Origin of the sequence: Pseudomonas sp. FP2335 (genome assembly GCF_030687535.1) — a bacterium.
In the GTDB taxonomy this organism is placed as follows: Bacteria; Pseudomonadota; Gammaproteobacteria; order Pseudomonadales; family Pseudomonadaceae; genus Aquipseudomonas.
In genome coordinates this window covers 5,631,616-5,648,511 of the sequence record NZ_CP117437.1, presented here as the reverse complement: position 1 = coordinate 5,648,511, position 16,896 = coordinate 5,631,616, and the positions used below count along the sequence as shown (strand labels likewise).

At 61.1% G+C, this 16,896-nt stretch carries 21 protein-coding genes; 10 read left to right on the top strand and 11 right to left on the bottom strand.

Annotated features, from left to right (window positions below; all coding sequences use genetic code 11):
- The first annotated feature begins 129 nt into the window (after positions 1-129).
- The 4 genes from ftsY (at position 130) to rpoH (ending at position 4,213) form a co-directional block, all read left to right on the top strand.
- On the top strand, positions 130-1,542 hold the full coding sequence (gene ftsY, locus PSH81_RS25545; protein WP_226454564.1) for a signal recognition particle-docking protein FtsY: 1,413 nt from the start codon (positions 130-132) through the stop codon (positions 1,540-1,542).
- Positions 1,539-2,210, top strand: a complete 672-nt coding sequence (gene ftsE, locus PSH81_RS25540) for a cell division ATP-binding protein FtsE (RefSeq protein WP_135290290.1) — start codon at positions 1,539-1,541, stop codon at positions 2,208-2,210. The genes ftsY and ftsE overlap by 4 nt, the downstream gene beginning before the upstream one ends.
- Positions 2,207-3,232, top strand: a complete 1,026-nt coding sequence (gene ftsX, locus PSH81_RS25535; protein ID WP_192301245.1) for a permease-like cell division protein FtsX — start codon at positions 2,207-2,209, stop codon at positions 3,230-3,232. The genes ftsE and ftsX overlap by 4 nt, the downstream gene beginning before the upstream one ends.
- Positions 3,233-3,358: 126 nt before the next feature.
- A complete protein-coding gene (gene rpoH, locus PSH81_RS25530; protein ID WP_016972967.1) occupies positions 3,359-4,213 on the top strand; it encodes an RNA polymerase sigma factor RpoH in 855 nt (284 codons plus the stop codon).
- A gap of 135 nt (positions 4,214-4,348) precedes the next feature.
- Here rpoH and mtgA read toward each other — a convergent pair whose 3' ends face one another.
- On the bottom strand, positions 4,349-5,071 hold the full coding sequence (mtgA, locus tag PSH81_RS25525) for a monofunctional biosynthetic peptidoglycan transglycosylase (RefSeq protein ID WP_192301246.1): 723 nt from the start codon (positions 5,069-5,071) through the stop codon (positions 4,349-4,351).
- Between the two features lie 70 nt (positions 5,072-5,141).
- Between mtgA and PSH81_RS25520 the strand changes: the two genes are divergently transcribed.
- The 4 genes from PSH81_RS25520 (at position 5,142) to trmB (ending at position 7,374) form a co-directional block, all read left to right on the top strand.
- The gene (locus PSH81_RS25520; protein WP_192301247.1) at positions 5,142-5,516 is read left to right on the top strand and encodes a DUF423 domain-containing protein; all 375 of its coding nucleotides are present in this window, start codon (positions 5,142-5,144) and stop codon (positions 5,514-5,516) included.
- Between the two features lie 79 nt (positions 5,517-5,595).
- Positions 5,596-5,796, top strand: coding sequence for a sulfur carrier protein ThiS (thiS, locus tag PSH81_RS25515; RefSeq protein ID WP_015886354.1), 201 nt, complete (start codon positions 5,596-5,598; stop codon positions 5,794-5,796).
- 48 nt (positions 5,797-5,844) lie between these two features.
- Positions 5,845-6,639 carry a thiazole synthase gene (locus PSH81_RS25510; RefSeq protein WP_305391683.1) on the top strand — a complete coding sequence of 265 codons (795 nt, stop codon included), beginning with the start codon at positions 5,845-5,847 and terminating at the stop codon, positions 6,637-6,639.
- 9 nt (positions 6,640-6,648) lie between these two features.
- A complete protein-coding gene (gene trmB / locus PSH81_RS25505) occupies positions 6,649-7,374 on the top strand; it encodes a tRNA (guanosine(46)-N7)-methyltransferase TrmB (RefSeq protein WP_226454561.1) in 726 nt (241 codons plus the stop codon).
- A gap of 143 nt (positions 7,375-7,517) precedes the next feature.
- Here the strand turns inward: trmB and PSH81_RS25500 are convergent, their stop codons facing one another.
- From PSH81_RS25500 to PSH81_RS25460, 9 genes are all read right to left on the bottom strand, one after another.
- Positions 7,518-7,841, bottom strand: coding sequence for a DUF3392 domain-containing protein (locus PSH81_RS25500; RefSeq protein WP_010207241.1), 324 nt, complete (start codon positions 7,839-7,841; stop codon positions 7,518-7,520).
- A gap of 18 nt (positions 7,842-7,859) precedes the next feature.
- Positions 7,860-9,062, bottom strand: a complete 1,203-nt coding sequence (gene hemW / locus PSH81_RS25495; protein ID WP_225595756.1) for a radical SAM family heme chaperone HemW — start codon at positions 9,060-9,062, stop codon at positions 7,860-7,862.
- Positions 9,059-9,652 (bottom strand): RdgB/HAM1 family non-canonical purine NTP pyrophosphatase, encoded by a 594-nt coding sequence (gene rdgB / locus PSH81_RS25490; protein ID WP_101273418.1) that lies wholly within the window; start codon positions 9,650-9,652, stop codon positions 9,059-9,061. Before rdgB ends, hemW begins: the two co-directional genes overlap by 4 nt.
- Positions 9,649-10,086 carry a DUF4426 domain-containing protein gene (locus PSH81_RS25485; protein ID WP_226454558.1) on the bottom strand — a complete coding sequence of 146 codons (438 nt, stop codon included), beginning with the start codon at positions 10,084-10,086 and terminating at the stop codon, positions 9,649-9,651. Before PSH81_RS25485 ends, rdgB begins: the two co-directional genes overlap by 4 nt.
- Before the next feature lie 21 nt (positions 10,087-10,107).
- Entirely contained in the window at positions 10,108-10,728 is a 621-nt protein-coding gene (metW, locus tag PSH81_RS25480; RefSeq protein ID WP_105521094.1) for a methionine biosynthesis protein MetW, read from the bottom strand.
- Between the two features lie 7 nt (positions 10,729-10,735).
- Positions 10,736-11,875, bottom strand: coding sequence for a homoserine O-acetyltransferase (locus tag PSH81_RS25475; protein WP_192301250.1), 1,140 nt, complete (start codon positions 11,873-11,875; stop codon positions 10,736-10,738).
- A gap of 225 nt (positions 11,876-12,100) precedes the next feature.
- Complete coding sequence (locus PSH81_RS25470; RefSeq protein ID WP_226454557.1) at positions 12,101-12,688, bottom strand: YggT family protein; 588 nt, start codon at positions 12,686-12,688, stop codon at positions 12,101-12,103.
- 23 nt (positions 12,689-12,711) lie between these two features.
- Positions 12,712-13,530, bottom strand: coding sequence for a pyrroline-5-carboxylate reductase (gene proC / locus PSH81_RS25465; RefSeq protein WP_226454556.1), 819 nt, complete (start codon positions 13,528-13,530; stop codon positions 12,712-12,714).
- 33 nt (positions 13,531-13,563) lie between these two features.
- Positions 13,564-14,250, bottom strand: coding sequence for a YggS family pyridoxal phosphate-dependent enzyme (locus tag PSH81_RS25460; RefSeq protein ID WP_192301253.1), 687 nt, complete (start codon positions 14,248-14,250; stop codon positions 13,564-13,566).
- 57 nt (positions 14,251-14,307) lie between these two features.
- On the opposite strand from PSH81_RS25460, the gene PSH81_RS25455 reads away from it, so the two are divergent.
- The gene (locus PSH81_RS25455; protein ID WP_305391682.1) at positions 14,308-15,342 is read left to right on the top strand and encodes a type IV pilus twitching motility protein PilT; all 1,035 of its coding nucleotides are present in this window, start codon (positions 14,308-14,310) and stop codon (positions 15,340-15,342) included.
- A gap of 138 nt (positions 15,343-15,480) precedes the next feature.
- Here PSH81_RS25455 and PSH81_RS25450 read toward each other — a convergent pair whose 3' ends face one another.
- Positions 15,481-16,119: a C40 family peptidase gene (locus PSH81_RS25450; RefSeq protein WP_226454822.1), complete on the bottom strand. Its 639-nt coding sequence runs from the start codon at positions 16,117-16,119 to the stop codon at positions 15,481-15,483.
- 250 nt (positions 16,120-16,369) lie between these two features.
- Between PSH81_RS25450 and PSH81_RS25445 the strand changes: the two genes are divergently transcribed.
- The gene (locus tag PSH81_RS25445; RefSeq protein ID WP_226454554.1) at positions 16,370-16,798 is read left to right on the top strand and encodes a TM2 domain-containing protein; all 429 of its coding nucleotides are present in this window, start codon (positions 16,370-16,372) and stop codon (positions 16,796-16,798) included.
- The last annotated feature ends 98 nt before the right edge of the window (positions 16,799-16,896 follow it).

The window sequence follows — 16,896 nt, the reverse complement described above, 5'->3', positions numbered from 1 at the left end:
GTAGAGGCCTTTATTTACGCCTTACAAAATGTTGCGCATGAACAAGCGAGCCTTAAAGCAGTCTGTTCTGCATCGAATTTATTTACCGAGGCGCCCTGGCGCATCGCTACCTTGAGATAGCCGTCCTCCATGTTTGGTTCCAACGACGACAAGAAGAGCCCAGCTGCGGCTGGCGAGAAAAAAGGCCTGTTCGGATGGCTGCGCAAAAAGCCGCAGGAAACCGTCGTCGAACAGCCACAGGTCCAGCCTGAGCCGATTCCAGCGCCCATCGTGGACGCCGAGCCGATGGTCGAAACCCCTGCGCCGGTGGTACTGCCGCTGGTTGAGCCGGTGTTGCAGCCGGTCGTGGAGGCCGCGCCAGAACCCGAGCCAGAACCCGAGCATAAGCCTTGGCCGGAACTGCCAGTCGCCGAAGAGCCGGTGGCGTTGGTTGAAGACGTTCAGGCCGAACACGTAGCGCCACCGATTCCTGCTGTGGTTGAACCTGTGGAAGACGTGGTGGTGCAGGCGCCGCCAGTTGTCGAAGTCGCAGCGCCTGTTGCTGTGGTCGCGGCCGCTGTGCCTGCGGTTGTCGAGCCAGAGCCGGTCGTCGCTGCCGTTGCCGAAACCAGCAAGACCGGCTTTTTCGCCCGCCTCAAGCAAGGCCTGAGCAAGACCAGCGCCAGCATCGGCGAAGGCATGGCCAGTCTGTTCCTCGGCAAGAAAGTCATCGACGACGAGCTGCTGGAAGACATCGAGACCCGTCTGCTCACCGCCGACGTGGGTGTCGAAGCCACCGCCGTGATCATCCAGAGCCTGACCCAGAAGGTCGCGCGCAAGCAACTGACCGACGCCGACGCCCTCTACAAATCGCTGCAGGCCGAGCTGGCCGCGATGCTCAAGCCGGTGGAAGCACCGTTGGTGATCACGCCGAACAAGCCGTTCGTGATCCTGGTGGTTGGCGTCAATGGCGCCGGCAAGACCACCACCATCGGCAAGCTGGCCAAGAAGCTGCAGTCCGAAGGCAAGAAAGTCATGCTGGCGGCGGGCGACACCTTCCGTGCCGCGGCCGTGGAACAGCTGCAAGTGTGGGGCGAGCGCAACAAGATCCCGGTGATCGCCCAGCACACGGGTGCCGATTCCGCTTCGGTGATCTTTGATGCCGTGCAGGCCGCCAAGGCCCGCAACATCGATGTGTTGATCGCCGATACCGCCGGCCGCCTGCACACCAAAGACAATTTGATGGAAGAGCTGAAGAAGGTCCGCCGCGTGATCGGCAAGCTCGACGCAGACGCGCCGCACGAAGTACTGCTGGTGCTGGATGCTGGCACCGGCCAGAACGCCATCAGCCAGGCCAAACAATTCAACCAGACGGTGCAACTGACCGGCCTGGCATTGACTAAGCTCGACGGCACGGCCAAGGGCGGCGTGATCTTTGCCCTGGCCAAACAGTTCGGGTTGCCGATTCGTTATATCGGTGTCGGTGAAGGCATCGACGACCTGCGCACCTTTGAAGCCGAACCCTTTGTACAGGCACTTTTCGCCGAGCGGGAGCGTTCATGATTCGATTCGAACAGGTCGGTAAACGCTATGCCAACGGGCATGTGGGCTTGCATGAGCTGAGCTTTCGAGTGCGTCGCGGCGAATTCTTGTTTGTCACCGGTCATTCCGGTGCCGGTAAAAGTACCTTGCTGCGCCTGTTGCTGGCCATGGAGCGTCCGACCACGGGCAAACTGCTGCTGGCCGGCCAGGACCTGGCCACCATCAGCAATGCACAGATTCCGTACCTGCGCCGTCAGATCGGCGTGGTGTTCCAGAACCACCAGTTGCTGTTCGATCGCACGGTGTTCAACAACGTTGCGCTGCCCTTGCAGATCCTCGGGCTGTCCAAGGCCGAGATCGTCAAGCGCGTGGACTCGGCCCTGGAGCGCGTGGCGCTGTCGGACAAGACCGACCTCTACCCCGGCGACCTGTCCACCGGCCAGCAACAGCGCGTCGGCATCGCCCGCGCCATCGTCCACCGCCCGGCCTTGCTGCTGGCGGACGAACCCACCGGTAACCTCGACCCGCGCCTGGCGGCCGAGATCATGGGCGTGTTCGAAGACATCAACCGCCTGGGCACCAGCGTGCTGATTGCCAGTCACGACCTGGCGCTGATTGCCCGCATGCGCCATCGCATGCTGACCCTGCAACGCGGCCGCCTGATCGGTGACGGGGAGGCTGGCGTATGAGTGCTACCCGCAGCCCCAAGGTTTCCGAACGCGTGGCGCCGAAAGCCGCCGACCCGCAACCGCAGAAAAAGAAAAAACACGACGATGACGACGGCCCGGACTTCGGCACGCTGCTGCGCGCCTGGATCGAAAGCCATCGCGCCAGCCTGCTCGACAGCCTGCGTCGCCTGGGCAAGCAGCCGATTGGCAGCTTTTTCACCTGCCTGGTGATGGCCGTGGCCTTGAGCCTGCCGATGGGCTTGTCGCTGCTGCTTAATAATGTGGAGCGCCTGGGCGGTTCCTGGCAGCGTGCGGCGCAGATTTCGCTGTACCTGAATATCGACGCCAGCAGTAAAGAGGGCGAAGCGCTGCGCGACCAGATCAAGAACATCCCGGGCGTGGCAGAGGCCGAGTACATCAGCCGCGATCAGGCGCTTGAGGAGTTCCAGCAGCAATCCGGCCTGGGCGAGGCGCTCAAGGAACTGCCGCAGAACCCGCTGCCGGGTGTGGTGCTGGTGACGCCAAACGAAGTCGACAAGCCAACCCTGGAGGCCCTGCGACAAAAACTCGCAGAGATGCCCAAGGTGCAACAGGCGCAACTTGATCTAGTCTGGGTAGAGCGCCTGGCGGCAATCCTCAAGCTGGGCGATCGTTTTGTGTTCGGTCTGACGGTGCTGTTGGTGTCTGCATTACTTTTGGTGATAGGTAATACCATTCGTCTTCATATTGAAAACCGTCGCACCGAGATAGAAGTGATTAAACTGGTCGGCGGCACGGACAGCTATGTGCGTCGTCCTTTTCTGTACATGGGCGCGCTTTATGGCTTCGGTGCCGGGATTTTCTCCTGGGGGCTGTTGGCGTTTGGCCTGGACTGGCTGAACGACGCGGTTGTCGGGCTGGCCGGTTTGTACGGCAGCGATTTTGCCTTGGCCGGGGTGCCGGTAGCCGATGGTCTGAGCCTCTTGCTTGGCGCGGTATTGTTGGGGTATATCGGTGCGTGGATTGCGGTCGCTCGTCATTTACGTGAACTGGCACCGAAGTAGTTAATGTCAGATTAATGTGGTTTCGTTTGTATTGACCGTATCAGTGGTTTAGGGAACTTTTCCTACGGTTCCCGGTCAATTTTCGCAGTGCTGAACTGCACGAGTTATGTAAGTCGGAGGTTTCGTATGACCACTTCTTTGCAACCTGCTTATGCTCTGGTCCCAGGTGCGAACCTGGAGGCGTATGTGCACACGGTCAACAGCATTCCATTGCTGACGCCCGAGCAGGAGCGTGAACTGGCCGAGAGTCTCTACTATGAGCAGGATTTGGGGGCGGCTCGGCAGATGGTGCTCGCCCACCTGCGTTTTGTCGTACATATCGCCCGTAGCTATAGCGGCTACGGCCTGGCGCAGGCTGACCTGATCCAGGAAGGCAACGTCGGCCTGATGAAGGCTGTAAAGCGCTTCAACCCGGAAATGGGCGTGCGCCTGGTGTCGTTTGCCGTGCACTGGATCAAGGCGGAAATCCACGAGTTCATCCTGCGCAACTGGCGCATCGTGAAAGTCGCGACCACCAAGGCCCAGCGCAAACTGTTCTTCAACCTGCGCAGCCAGAAAAAACGCCTGGCGTGGCTGAACAACGAGGAAGTCCACCGCGTGGCTGAAAGCCTCGGCGTGGAGCCTCGTGAAGTACGCGAGATGGAAAGCCGCCTGACCGGCCATGACATGGCCTTCGACCCGGCTGCCGAAGCAGACGACGACAGCGCCTTCCAATCGCCGGCCAACTACCTGGAAGACCACCGGTACGACCCGGCGCGTCAACTGGAGGATGCGGACTGGAGCGACAACTCCAACCACAACCTGCACGAAGCCCTGGAAGTGCTGGACGACCGCAGCCGTGACATTCTCTACCAGCGCTGGCTGGCAGAAGACAAAGCCACGCTGCACGACCTGGCGCAGAAGTACAACGTATCGGCCGAGCGGATTCGTCAGCTTGAAAAAAGCGCGATGAACAAGCTGAAACTGTCCATCGCCGCCTAAAGCGCGGGTTTCGAAAACAACACGATCGAATGTGGGAGCGGGCTTGCCCGCGAAAGCGGAGTGTCAGTCGCCAGAGATGCTGGCTGATACATCGCATTCGCGGGCAAGCCCGCTCCCACATTTTTTTGTGTTGGGTCAGTCGGACCAGGGGGCTTTTCGGGAGCTGTTCAGCTCGAGCAGGTAGCCATCGCCGCCCAACTGGCCCATCTGCTGGCGAATCCACGCCGCGCGCCGCGCCACGTACGCCGTCGGATGGCTGGCACTCCACACTCGCGGGTTCGGCAACACCGCAGCCAGATAGCTGGCCTGCTGTCGCGACAGGGCCTTTGCACTCACCCCAAAGTGATGCCGCGCCGCCGCTTCTGCGCCAAACACACCCTCATCCCATTCCACGCTATTGAGGTACACCTCAAGAATCCGCTGCTTGGGCCACAACACCTCGATCAGCCCGGTAAACCAGGCTTCCAGGCCTTTGCGCAGATAACTGCGGCCGGCCCACAAGAACAGGTTTTTCGACACCTGCTGGCTCAAGGTACTGGCGCCGCGAATCGAGCCGCCGCGCTCGTTGTGCAGGAGCGCCGCCTGGATCGCGCCGAAATCGAAACCCCAGTGCTGCGGGAAACGCTGGTCTTCGCCGGCCATCACCGCCACTTTGAGTTCGTCGGAGATCTCCTCCCACGGCACCCAGCTGCGTTGCAGGTCAATGGGTTCGCCATCGATCCAGGATTCGATCTTGCGCTCGACCATCAACGCGGTGAACGGAGGCGGAACGATACGGAACAGCAGCACGAGCAAAACGCTGCCGATCGCAAACCATTTCACGACTTTGAGAAAACGACTGAAGAGGACACGCAGCATAGAGATGGCTTGGCCGAACCCGTTGAGCGGGCCATTATACAGACCCTGCCCCTTGTGACTGGAGTTCCTCATGCTGCGTGGCTTTCTGATGTTGGCTGCCTTTTTTGGCTTTACGGGTGTCGCCCTTGGCGCGTTCGCCGCTCACGGCCTGAAAAACCGCCTGAGCGCCGAGTACCTGGCGATCTTCCACACCGGCGTGACCTACCAGTTGGTGCACACCCTGGCCCTGTTCGGCGTGGCACTGCTGGCGGCGCACCTGCCTGGTCGCCTGGTGACCTGGGCAGGCGTTTCGTTTGTGGTCGGTATCCTCTTGTTCTCCGGCAGTCTGTACGTGCTGACGATGACCGGCATCAGCAAGCTCGGCATCATCACCCCGTTTGGCGGCCTGGCATTCCTGCTCGGCTGGTTCCTGCTGGGGCTGGCTGCATGGCGCTTGCAGCTGTGACCGCTTGACGCTTGGTGCTGACCTTCCGGTCTCAATCACGCTAGAATGCGGGCCCCTAAAAACGATGGCGGCCCGTGGCATGCGCATTCAGTTGAACGGCGAATCCTTTGAACTGCCCGACGGTGAAACCGTTGCGGCCCTGCTGACCCGTCTGGACTTGACCGGACGTCGTGTCGCAGTGGAACTCAACCTGGATATTGTCCCGCGTAGCCTGCACGCCGAGACCGCGCTCACCGAAGGTGACCAGGTCGAAGTGGTCCACGCCATCGGTGGCGGCTAGTCGCCGGCCCGAATTCTGCAGAACCTCACCCCATTACGAGGATTTCCCATGAGCATCGTTCGTAGCGACAAGCCCTTCGTCCTGGCCGGTCGTACCTACCAGTCCCGTCTGCTGGTCGGCACCGGCAAGTACCGCGACATGGAAGAAACCCGCCTGGCCATCGAAGCCTCGGGCGCCGAGATCGTGACTTTCGCCGTACGCCGTACCAACCTCGGCCAGATCGAAGGCGAACCGAACCTGCTCGAAGTCCTGTCGCCGGATCGCTACACCTTCCTGCCGAACACCGCCGGTTGCTACGACGCCATCGAAGCCGTGCGCACCTGCCGCCTGGCGCGTGAGCTGCTCGACGGCCACAACCTGGTGAAGCTGGAAGTGCTGGCCGACCAGAAAACCCTGTTCCCCAACGTGATTGAAACCCTCAAGGCCGCCGAAACCCTGGTCAAGGAAGGTTTCGACGTGATGGTCTACACCAGCGATGACCCGATCATCGCGCGCCAACTGGCAGAAGTCGGCTGCATCGCCGTGATGCCGTTGGCCGGTCTGATCGGTTCCGGCCTGGGTATCTGCAATCCGTACAACCTGCAGATCATCCTTGAAGAAGCCAAGATCCCGGTGCTGGTGGATGCGGGCGTGGGCACCGCCTCCGACGCAACCATCGCCATGGAACTGGGCTGCGACGCGGTGCTGATGAACTCGGCCATCGCCCATGCCCAGCAGCCGATCCTGATGGCCGAAGCCATGAACCACGCGATCGTCGCGGGCCGCCTGGCCTACCTCGCCGGCCGCATGCCGAAAAAACTCTACGCCAGCGCCTCTTCGCCGCTGGATGGTCTGATCAAGTAAGAGCCATTGATGACTGAATCAAACGAAACGCCGAACACCCTGGAAGAAGGCGACGAGTCCAAGCACCGCCGCATCAAGAGCTTTGTGATGCGCGCCGGTCGCATGACCGAAGGCCAGCAAAAGGGCCTGGAACAGGGGACGCCGCTGTTCGTGTTGCCCCTGGCCGACGCGCCGGTGGACTACGACCAAGTGTTCGGCCGTTCGGCCCCGCGCTCCCTGGAAATCGGCTTCGGCATGGGGCACTCCCTGCTGGAAATGGCTGCGGCCTCGCCGGAGCAGGATTTCATCGGCGTTGAAGTGCACCGTCCGGGTGTCGGCGCGCTGCTCAATGGCGTGCTGACCCAGGGCCTGACCAACCTGCGCGTGTACGACTGCGACGCGATCGAGGTGCTCAACCGTTGTATCGCCGATAACAGCCTCGACCGCCTGATGCTGTTCTTCCCGGACCCATGGCACAAAGCCCGTCACCACAAGCGTCGCATCGTCCAGGCCTCCTTCGCGGAACTGGTGCGCAGCAAGCTGAAAGTGGGCGGCGTCCTGCACATGGCTACCGACTGGGAACCGTATGCGGAATACATGCTGGAAGTGATGGATGTCGCGCCTGGCTATCGCAACCTGGCCGAAGACGGCAAATGCGTGCCGCGCCCGGCCGAGCGGCCGATCACCAAGTTCGAACGTCGCGGTGAGCGACTCGGGCATGGCGTGTGGGATTTGAAGTTCGAGAAAATCGACTGACAGACTTCCAGCCTGGAATGCGGTCAAAAATGTGGGAGCGGGCTTGCTCGCGAATGCGGTGGATCAGTCGACATCTTCAGTGACTGAAAGTCCGCATTCGCGAGCAAGCCCGCTCCCACATTTGTTTCTCGGTGTGCTCGGGACTAGCGGCGGTCGGCGACTACGCCGATCAACACCAATACGACCACCAATACCGGCGCCAGGCTGTAGTTATTGAACTGGCTCAACCCCCGCACAATCCACGGCGTGGCGTAGATCAACGCCGCACCGCTGCCAATCATGCACAGCAACGCCATCAACGGTACGCGCAACGCACCGGCCACGCTGCCCAGGCGGGCTTCGACCCAGCCTTTGATGTCGGCGCCAAACAGCACCAGCAAACAACCGACGAGGGCCAGGGAGATTTCCGACAGGTTGCTACGGCTCCAGCGGGATACGGTGGCGAGCAGGTCGAGTACCAAATCCATTCGATTTCCTTAAGAGCTTCAGCTCAAAAACGTCTGCAACAGGTCATTGAGAAAGAGTTGCCCGCGGTCGGTCGCCGCCAGGCGTGACGGTTCGACCTGCATCAGGCCACTTTGTTCGGCCTCACGGCGGCCTTCGTTGAGGCTGGCCAGGTCCAGCCCGGTACGCTCGGCGTAGAGCCTGGCTTCGACACCTTCGGTGAGGCGCAGGGCGTTCATCAGGAACTCGAACGGCAACTCTTCGTTGGTCAGCTCTTTCGCTCCGGCCTGGAAGTTCTTGGCCGGGTTGAGGTAGTCCTTCGGTGCACGGGTCTTCCAGGTGCGCACAATGCGCCCGTCCGGATGGCTGAGCTTGCCGTGGGCACCGGCGCCGATGCCAATAAAGTCGCCAAAGCTCCAGTAGTTCAGGTTATGCCGCGCCGGGCGACCCGGTTGGGCATAGGCCGACACTTCATATTGCGCGTAACCATGCTCGGCAAGCAGGGCCTGGCCGGCTTCCTGGATGTCCCATAGCGTGTCGTCTTCCGGCAACGCCGGCGGCTGGTTCCAGAACACCGTGTTGGGTTCCAGGGTCAGCTGATACCACGACAAATGCGTGGGCTTGAGCGCGATGGCCTGGCGCAGGTCGCTCAGAGCATCATCAAGGGACTGGTTGGGCAAACCGTGCATCAGGTCGAGGTTGAAGTTGTCGAACCCGGCCTGGCGCGCCATGCCCGCAGCCCGAACGGCTTCATCGCCATTGTGGATACGCCCCAGGGCCTCAAGCTTTTCCTGCTGGAAGCTCTGGATGCCAATCGACAGGCGATTGATCCCCAGCTTGCGGTACGCCACGAACTTCTCTTGCTCGAAGGTACCGGGGTTGGCTTCCAGGGTGATCTCGATGTCGCCGGCAAACGGGATGCGCGCTTCCACGCCCTTGAGCAGGCGGCCCAATGCTGCGGCGCTGAACAGGCTTGGCGTGCCGCCGCCGAAGAAGATCGAACTCAGCTCGCGCCCATACACGGCATGCAGGTCCTGATCGAGATCGGCGAGCAAGGCGTCCACATACTCTTCTTCCGGCAGCACTTTGCTGGCGGTGTGGGAGTTGAAGTCGCAATACGGGCATTTGCGCACACACCACGGGATGTGGATGTACAGCGCCAGGGGCGGCAGCAGGGGCAGGGCCGCCCGAGGGGTTTGCGCGCCGCCGTGGATCAGCGGCTGCGCAGAGGTGTTCTGGGTCATTTCAGGCTCAAGCGTTGGCGCAGCAAATCCATTGCGCGGGCGCGGTGGCTGATCTGGTTCTTGTCGGCCGGGCTCAGCTCGGCGCTGGAGACATTACGCTCAGGCACCCAGAACAGTGGGTCATACCCAAAGCCATGTTCGCCGCTGGCCGCATGCAGGATGCGCCCGTGCCACAGGCCTTCGCAGAGGATCGGCAATGGATCGTCCGCATGGCGCACCAGGGCCAGCACGCAGACGAACTGTGCGCCGCGCAGCGCGTCCGGTACGTCCTTGAGGGCGTCCAGCAGCTTGGCGTTGTTGGCCGCGTCGCCTTTGCCATCGGCATACCGCGCCGAATAGATGCCGGGGGCGCCGCCGAGGAAGTCCACCGCCAGGCCCGAGTCGTCGGCCAGTGCCGGCAGGCCGGAGATGCGTGCGGCGTTGCGCGCCTTGAGGATGGCGTTCTCGACGAACGACAGGCCGGTTTCTTCCGGCTCTACCTGGCTGAACTCGCCAATCGAGCGCAATTGCACCGATTCGCCGAGCATGGCCTGCAGTTCCTTGAGTTTGCCGGCGTTATGGCTGGCCAGTACGAGTTGAGTCAGGTTCATTTGTCGGCCGGGAACAGTTCTTGGTTGAATTGGAAGCTATGGGCTTTGCCGCCGGTTTCAACGTTGATGGTAAACGTCTTGTATTCACGCTGCGTCACGGAGTAAGGCGCCAGGTAGTTGATCCCGCCTTTCTCGTTGATCTGCTTGAAGGTCAGGATCTCGCTCTTGCCGCCCAGGTCCTTGATGGTGCCGGTCACTTGCGCCGCCACTGGGGTCACGCCCTTGATCACGGTCACGTTGATCAAGCCTTTCTCCTTGCTGCGCACCACGCCGATGTTCTGGGCGGTTTCCGGTTGCAGGAAGCTGGAGGTGAAAGTGTTGTAGTGGACGGTGATGTCACCGAAGTCTTTCTTGCGGTTAGCGTCGATAGCGTCCGCTGCGATGGCGCTGGTGCCCAGGCATGCGGTCAGTAGAAAAATAGCCAAGCGACTCATGATCATCCCTCTTGAAAATGATTAGACGGCAATCTTGTGATCCGTCAGGCCAGGACTGCTGACCCGGTAAATGCCGATTTCGCCCAACAGGTTGGGCCATAGCTTGCTTGCCCAGCCGTGGCGGTGCTGTTGATCGACCGCAAGGCGGTTGATCACCTTGGCTTCACGCTCACCGCACAAGGCTTCGAAGTCTTCGAAGGTGCAGAAGTGGATGTTTGGCGTGTTGTACCACGTGTATGGGAGGAAATCCGAGACCGGCATACGGCCCTTGGTGGCCAGGTACCAACGGCAACGCCAATGCCCGAAATTCGGGAAGGTGATGATGCACTGGCGGCCCACGCGCAGCATTTCGTCGAGGATGCGGTCCGGGTAGTGCACCGCTTGCAGGGCTTGGGTCATCACCACGATGTCGAAGCTGTTGCTGGCAAAGTTGCCCAGGCCCTTGTCCAGGTCCTGCTCGATCACGTTGATGCCCTTGGCCACGCACTGGGCGATGTTGTCCGGGTCATTTTCCAGGCCGTAGCCGGTGACTTGCTTGTTGTCCCGCAGCCAGCTCAGCAGTTCGCCATCACCGCAGCCCAGGTCGAGCACGCGGCTGCCGGCGGGGATCCATTCTTGGATGATGTCCAGGTCGGCTCTCATGGCTTTCTCACAATACGATTCGGTTCATGTAGTTGCTGAACGCTTGCAGGTAGCGCGGGATCGGGATCAGGAAGGCATCGTGGCCTTGCGGAGCGTCGATCTCCAGGTAGCACACGTCTTTGCGCGCGGCCATCAGCGCGTCCACCAGTTCGCGCGAGCGCGCCGGCGAGAAGCGCCAGTCGGTGGTGAACGACATCACGCAGAACTTGGCCTTGGCGCCTTCGAAGGTTTTCGCCAGGTCGTCGTCAAAGTTGGCGGCCGGGTCGAAGTAGTCCAGGGCCTTGGTCATCAGCAGGTACGTATTGGCGTCGAAACGCCCGGAGAACTCCTCGCCCTGATAACGCAGGTAGCTTTCCACCTGGAACTCGACACTGTGGAAGTCGTAGTTGAGCTTTTCGCTCTTGAGGCCACGGCCGAATTTCTCGCCCATGGAGTCGTCGGACAGGTAGGTGATGTGCCCCACCATCCGCGCCAGCATCAGGCCGCGTTTGGGGATCACGCCCGCTTCCTGAAACGAACCACCGTGGAACTCGGGGTCGGTGAGGATGGCCTGGCGCGCCACTTCGTTGAAGGCGATGTTCTGCGCCGACAGCTTGGGGGCCGAGGCGATTGCCAGGCAATGGCGCACGCGATCCGGGTAGGTGATGGTCCATTGCAGCGCCTGCATGCCGCCGAGGCTGCCGCCGATCACCGCCGCCCACTGGTTGATGCCCAGCAGGTCGGCCAGGCGCGCCTGGCTGTGCACCCAGTCTTCCACGGTGAGCACCGGGAAGTCGGCGCCGAACGGCTTGCCGGTTTCCGGGTTGAGGCTGCTGGGGCCGGTGGAACCGTTGCAGCCGCCGAGGTTGTTCAGGCTGACCACAAAGAATTTGTTGGTGTCGATGGGTTTGCCGGGGCCGATGCAACTGTCCCACCAGCCGGGCTTGCGCTCGTCGACCGAGTGGAAACCGGCCGCGTGATGATGCCCGGACAAGGCGTGGCAGATCAGCACGGCGTTGCTCGCCGTAGCGTTCAGTTGGCCGTAGGTTTCATAGATCAGGTCGTAGGCGGGCAGCGAACGGCCGCAGGCCAGGGCCAGCGGTTCGCTGAAGTGCGCCACTTGGGGCACGACCAGTCCAACAGAATCGGGGGGAAAGGCAGCTGGCATCGACCCTGCTCTCGTTTAAATGAGGCGTAAGTCTAAAGAGCGGGGGGGCTAGCGGCAAGCAAACCCCTGAACCCGTTCACAGAAACAAAATGTGGGAGCTGTTTGTGTGGGAGCGGGCTTGCTCGCGAAAGCGGTGGGTCAGCCACTCATCTGGTGACTGACACTCCGTATTCGCGAGCAAGCCCGCTCCCACACAAGCTCGCTCCCGCATTTAGGTGTTGCGTGTCAGATCAACCCGAACAGCATCTTGGGCATCGCGGCAAATTCAGCCAGGTACGGGATCACCCAACCCTGGATCAGCTGGATTGCGATAAACGCGAAGATCGGCGAGATGTCCAGGCCACCCAGGTTCGGGATCAACCGACGGAACGGTGCCAGCACCGGCTCGGTGATCTGGTACACCAGCTCGGCGCCAGGGCTGCGGCTGCCCGGTGCGACCCAGGACAGAATCACGCTGATGATCATCGACCAGAACAGAATCTTCAAAAACAGCGAGAAGATGCCGATCAGTGCCCACGGCAACAGCAGCACGGTGTAGGGCAGGAAGCCCTTGAGCAGCAACACCACCGCAAACAGCAGGATCTGCAACAGCAGCGCCAGTACCAGCGATGACATGTCCAGCCCGAACATGCTCGGGACTACCCGACGCAGGGGCTTGAGCAGCGGCTGGGTCGCCTTGACCACGAATTGGCACAGCGGGTTGTAGAAGTTCGCCCGCACCAGTTGCAGGATAAAACGCATCAGCACGATCAGCAGGTACAGGCTGCCCAGTGTCTGGATGATGAAAATAAGCGCGTCATTGAGTCCGAGCATGTTTGATTCCTTGAAGGGGACGACTATTTGCCCAGCTGCTCGGCCATTTCTGCCGAACGATGTGCTGCGGCACCCAGTGCTGTTTCCACCAGGGCTTCAAAGCCCCCGGCCTGGAACGATTCGATGGCGGCTTGGGTCGTGCCGCCCGGCGAGGTCACGCGACGGCGCAGTTCGGCGGCGTCGACGTCGCTGGTCACGGCCATCCTGGCTGCGCCCAGTGCGGTCTGCTCGGCCAGTTGCTTGGACACTTCCTGTGGCAGGCCCAGTTTGACGCCGGCAGCGGTCATGGCTTCGATCAACAGGAAGAAGTACGCCGGGCCGCTGCCGGACACGGCGGTGACCGCATCCAGTTGCTGTTCTTGCTCCAGCCACAGGGCGATGCCCACGGCGGACAGTAGCTCCTGGGCCTGATCGCGCTGTACGGCGCTGACGGCGTCGGTGGCATACAAACCGCTCACGCCCTGGCGCAGCAGCGAAGGGGTGTTGGGCATGCAGCGCACGATCGGCTGGGCACCGAGCCAGGCGGTCATGCTCGCGCAGGTAATCCCGGCGGCGATGGACACTACCAACTGCTGCGGTTGCAGGCTCGGGCGCAGGCTTTCGCACACGGCCTTCATGGCCTGTGGCTTGACCGCCAGCACGATCACATCGGCGCCCTGGATGGCCTCGGCATTGTCGGCAAAGGTTTCGATACCGTGCTCGGTGCTGACGCGGGCACGGGTTTCGGCACCGGGGTCACTGGCGCGGATCTGCGCGGCGTCCAGGCCCTTGGCCCGCAGGCCGCCGATCAGGCTGGCCGCCATGTTACCGGCGCCGATAAAGGCAATACGCGTGTCTCTCATGACAGGTCCTTATTCAGTGAAAAGTCAGCCGCTTCACGGCTGGCCGTAGTCGCGGGCGCCAAACAGTGCAGTACCGATCCGCACCCAAGTGGCGCCTTGGGCGATGGCCGACTCAAGGTCATGGCTCATCCCCATGGAAAGTGTGTCCAGCGGCAGATTCAAGCTGGCTTGCAGCTCGCGCACCGTGGCGAAGGCTGCATCTTGCGCGGCGCGATCTTCAGTCGGCTCGGGGATCGCCATCAACCCACGCAACTTCAAGCGCGGTAGAGCGCTGATCGCCTCGGCCAGGGCCGGCAGGTCGGCGGGCGTACAGCCGGACTTGCTGGCTTCACCACTGACGTTGACCTGGATGCAGATATTCAGCGGTGCCAGGTCGGCAGGGCGTTGTTCGGACAGGCGTTGTGCGATTTTCAGGCGTTCCACGGAATGCACCCAAGCGAAGTTCTCGGCGATAGCGCGCGTCTTGTTCGATTGAATGGGGCCGATGAAGTGCCAACTCAAGGGCAGGTCGGTTAATTCGGCCTGTTTGCCCAGGGCTTCTTGCAGGTAGTTTTCGCCAAAATCGCGCATGCCGGCGGCATAGGCTTCCCGCACGGCTTGGGCGGGTTTGGTCTTGCTCACGGCCAGCAGGTGGATGCTGCTGGCGTCACGTTGCACGGCGTCGGCTGCGGCGCGGATCCGCTGGCTAACCAGATCGATGTTGTCTGCTATCGTCGACATTCAAGATGCGCCCGTGGATATGGAGTCCGCGGCATTCTACTGGAAATGGAAAGCCCTATGGATATCACTGAACTGCTCACGGCCTGCGTGCGCCGTGGCGCCTCCGACCTGCATTTGTCGGCTGGCCTGGCGCCGATGTTGCGTGTGGACGGCGAGGTCTGGCCGCTGGATTGCCCGGCACTCTCACCGCCCCAGGTGGCGGATCTGCTCAGCCCTTTGCTCAATCAATACCAGCAAAAGGATTTCGAAACATCTCTTGATACAGATTTCGCTTTCGAACTGCCCGGCGTGGCGCGGTTCCGGGCGAACGTGTTCCGCCAGGACCGTGGCATGGGCGCGGTGTTTCGCAGCATTCCCAGTCAGGTCCAGAGCCTGCAGAGCCTTGGCCTGGGTGAGGTGTTCCAGCGCATAGCCCAACTGCCGCACGGGCTGGTGCTGGTCACCGGGCCGACCGGCTCGGGCAAGTCCACCACCCTGGCGGCGATGATCGACTACCTCAATCAGCATCGACGCCAGCACATCCTCACCCTGGAAGACCCCATCGAATTTATCCACAGGCCGAAAGCCGCGCTGATCAACCAGCGCCAGGTGCATCGCGATACCCTTAGTTTCTCTACGGCCTTGCGCTCGGCGCTACGCGAAGACCCGGATGTGATCCTGGTCGGCGAGTTGCGCGACCTGGAAACCATCCGCCTGGCGCTGACCGCCGCCGAGACCGGGCATCTGGTGTTCGGCACCCTGCACACGGCATCGGCGCCCAAGACCGTGGACCGGCTGGTGGACGTGTTCCCGGCCGGCGAAAAAGCCATGGTCCGCGCGATGCTGTCGGAGTCGTTGCAGGCAGTGGTGTCGCAGGTGCTGGTGAAGAAGGTTGGCGGCGGGCGGGTGGCGGCGCACGAGATCATGCTGGGTACACCGGCGATCCGCAATTTGATCCGCGAGGACAGGGTGGCGCAGATCGTCTCGGCGATCCAGACCGGCGGGGCACTGGGAATGAAGACGCTCGATATGAGCTTGAAGGCGTTGGTGGGCGAGGGGCTCGTCAGCCGCGAGGATGCGCGGGAGAAGGCGAGGGTGCCTGGTGATATATAGCGCTTGAGAACAATGAAAACCAAATGTGGGAGCGGGCTTGCTCGCGAATGCGGAGTGTCAGTCAGCTCATCTGGTACTGATACACCGCATTCGCGGGCAAGCCCGCTCCCACATTTTGTACTGCATTGCAGCTTGAAATCAGCGTTGCACAACCCGCAGGTTGTTCTGCTCTTTGGGCAAAACCCGCTTGGCGATCACGTAGTTCTTGTCCCAGAACGGCTTCTTCAGCGTGTCGATGCTCACCGACTTGCCACGACGCGGCGCGTGGATGAAGCGGTCGTTGCCCAGGTAGATGGCAACGTGGTTGACCTGACGGCTCTTGAGCTTGAAGAACAACAGGTCGCCCGGCTTCAGGTCCTTGCGATCAACCTTTTGCCCGTGGCCGGCGGCCATGGCGTTGGACGTGCGCGGCAAATCCACTGCGGCAACGTCGTTGAACGCATATTTCACCAAACCGCTGCAATCGAAGCCTTTACTTGGGCTGCTGCCGCCCCAACGGTAGGGAGTACCGAGCACATTGACGGCGCGGCTGAGTACATTGCTGCTTTGCTTGGTGTTGTTCAGCGCCAGTGAGTTATGAAGGGCCTTGCCGTGAACCTTGCTCACTTGAGTAGGTCGGTTGACGGTCGGCTTTTCTCTTTTGGCGGTGGCTGGTGTGCTGTGAACTTTAGGGGTGAAACCGTTGACGTTCGGAAGTCGTTGCTCACGATTGGTGGCGTGGGCGGCCAGTGGCATTAATAGGCAAATGGTTAGCCATGTCTTGAAAAATGGTCGCATTAGGCGTGGCTCTTTTTGGTTTGCGCGCAACTTTATAACAGCTTTTTTTGCCGTTATCAGGCCGTTTGTCGACTGAACCTTGGGGTCAAAATCAGGAAAAACGCGACGAAACGCCGCAATTGTCCTACACAAGTCAGGTGGCATAAGGCTTTCAGGGGAGGGAAGATACCATCTGCCGTACGTCGGGCGCCTGTAAAAAAGTCACAAAGAAAGTGAAAAAATTTATCTATCGAGTGAAAAGAGGTACGCCATGAACACCTATCGACAGGCAATTTCGCAGCCCGACACCCATAGCAAGGTGATCGGCTACCTGCTCTGGATTTTCGGTTTCACCGGATCGCACCGTTTTTATTACGGCAAACCCGTGACAGGTACGATCTGGTTCTGCACCTTAGGTTTGCTGGGGATTGGCTGGCTGATCGACCTGTTCCTGATCCCCGCCATGGACCGTGAAGCCGACCTGCGTTTTACCGCCGGGCCCATCGAATACAACGTGGCCTGGGTGCTGTTGACGTTCCTGGGTGTGTTCGGCGTGCACCGCATGTACCAGGGCAAATGGATCAGCGGCTTGATCTACCTGCTGACCGGCGGCTTGTTCCTGGTGGGGGTGCTGTATGACTTCTGGACGTTGAATACGCAGATTTCGATTCGCAATGCCGAGCGCAATGGCGGCCGCTGAGTTTCTTTCTAGGGGCATACACGGAACTGAATGTGGGAGCGGGCTTGCTCGCGAATGCGGTGGATCAGTCAACATCTTCAGCGACTGACACTCCGCAT

Bases quoted from the DNA above. Each gene is read 5' to 3' on its own strand.
- PSH81_RS25485 (WP_226454558.1), bottom strand. From the start codon at position 10,086: ATGAGTCGCTTGGCTATTTTTCTACTGACCGCATGCCTGGGCACCAGC.
- rdgB (WP_101273418.1), bottom strand. From the start codon at position 9,652: ATGAACCTGACTCAACTCGTACTGGCCAGCCATAACGCCGGCAAACTC.
- ftsY (WP_226454564.1), top strand. From the start codon at position 130: ATGTTTGGTTCCAACGACGACAAGAAGAGCCCAGCTGCGGCTGGCGAG.
- thiS (WP_015886354.1), top strand. From the start codon at position 5,596: ATGCGCATTCAGTTGAACGGCGAATCCTTTGAACTGCCCGACGGTGAA.
- PSH81_RS25450 (WP_226454822.1), bottom strand. From the start codon at position 16,119: ATGCGACCATTTTTCAAGACATGGCTAACCATTTGCCTATTAATGCCA.
- PSH81_RS25455 (WP_305391682.1), top strand. From the start codon at position 14,308: ATGGATATCACTGAACTGCTCACGGCCTGCGTGCGCCGTGGCGCCTCC.
- hemW (WP_225595756.1), bottom strand. From the start codon at position 9,062: ATGACCCAGAACACCTCTGCGCAGCCGCTGATCCACGGCGGCGCGCAA.
- PSH81_RS25445 (WP_226454554.1), top strand. From the start codon at position 16,370: ATGAACACCTATCGACAGGCAATTTCGCAGCCCGACACCCATAGCAAG.
- PSH81_RS25460 (WP_192301253.1), bottom strand. From the start codon at position 14,250: ATGTCGACGATAGCAGACAACATCGATCTGGTTAGCCAGCGGATCCGC.
- ftsX (WP_192301245.1), top strand. From the start codon at position 2,207: ATGAGTGCTACCCGCAGCCCCAAGGTTTCCGAACGCGTGGCGCCGAAA.
- ftsE (WP_135290290.1), top strand. From the start codon at position 1,539: ATGATTCGATTCGAACAGGTCGGTAAACGCTATGCCAACGGGCATGTG.
- PSH81_RS25470 (WP_226454557.1), bottom strand. From the start codon at position 12,688: ATGCTCGGACTCAATGACGCGCTTATTTTCATCATCCAGACACTGGGC.
- PSH81_RS25475 (WP_192301250.1), bottom strand. From the start codon at position 11,875: ATGCCAGCTGCCTTTCCCCCCGATTCTGTTGGACTGGTCGTGCCCCAA.
- PSH81_RS25500 (WP_010207241.1), bottom strand. From the start codon at position 7,841: ATGGATTTGGTACTCGACCTGCTCGCCACCGTATCCCGCTGGAGCCGT.
- rpoH (WP_016972967.1), top strand. From the start codon at position 3,359: ATGACCACTTCTTTGCAACCTGCTTATGCTCTGGTCCCAGGTGCGAAC.
- metW (WP_105521094.1), bottom strand. From the start codon at position 10,728: ATGAGAGCCGACCTGGACATCATCCAAGAATGGATCCCCGCCGGCAGC.
- mtgA (WP_192301246.1), bottom strand. From the start codon at position 5,071: ATGCTGCGTGTCCTCTTCAGTCGTTTTCTCAAAGTCGTGAAATGGTTT.
- PSH81_RS25520 (WP_192301247.1), top strand. From the start codon at position 5,142: ATGCTGCGTGGCTTTCTGATGTTGGCTGCCTTTTTTGGCTTTACGGGT.
- trmB (WP_226454561.1), top strand. From the start codon at position 6,649: ATGACTGAATCAAACGAAACGCCGAACACCCTGGAAGAAGGCGACGAG.
- PSH81_RS25510 (WP_305391683.1), top strand. From the start codon at position 5,845: ATGAGCATCGTTCGTAGCGACAAGCCCTTCGTCCTGGCCGGTCGTACC.
- proC (WP_226454556.1), bottom strand. From the start codon at position 13,530: ATGAGAGACACGCGTATTGCCTTTATCGGCGCCGGTAACATGGCGGCC.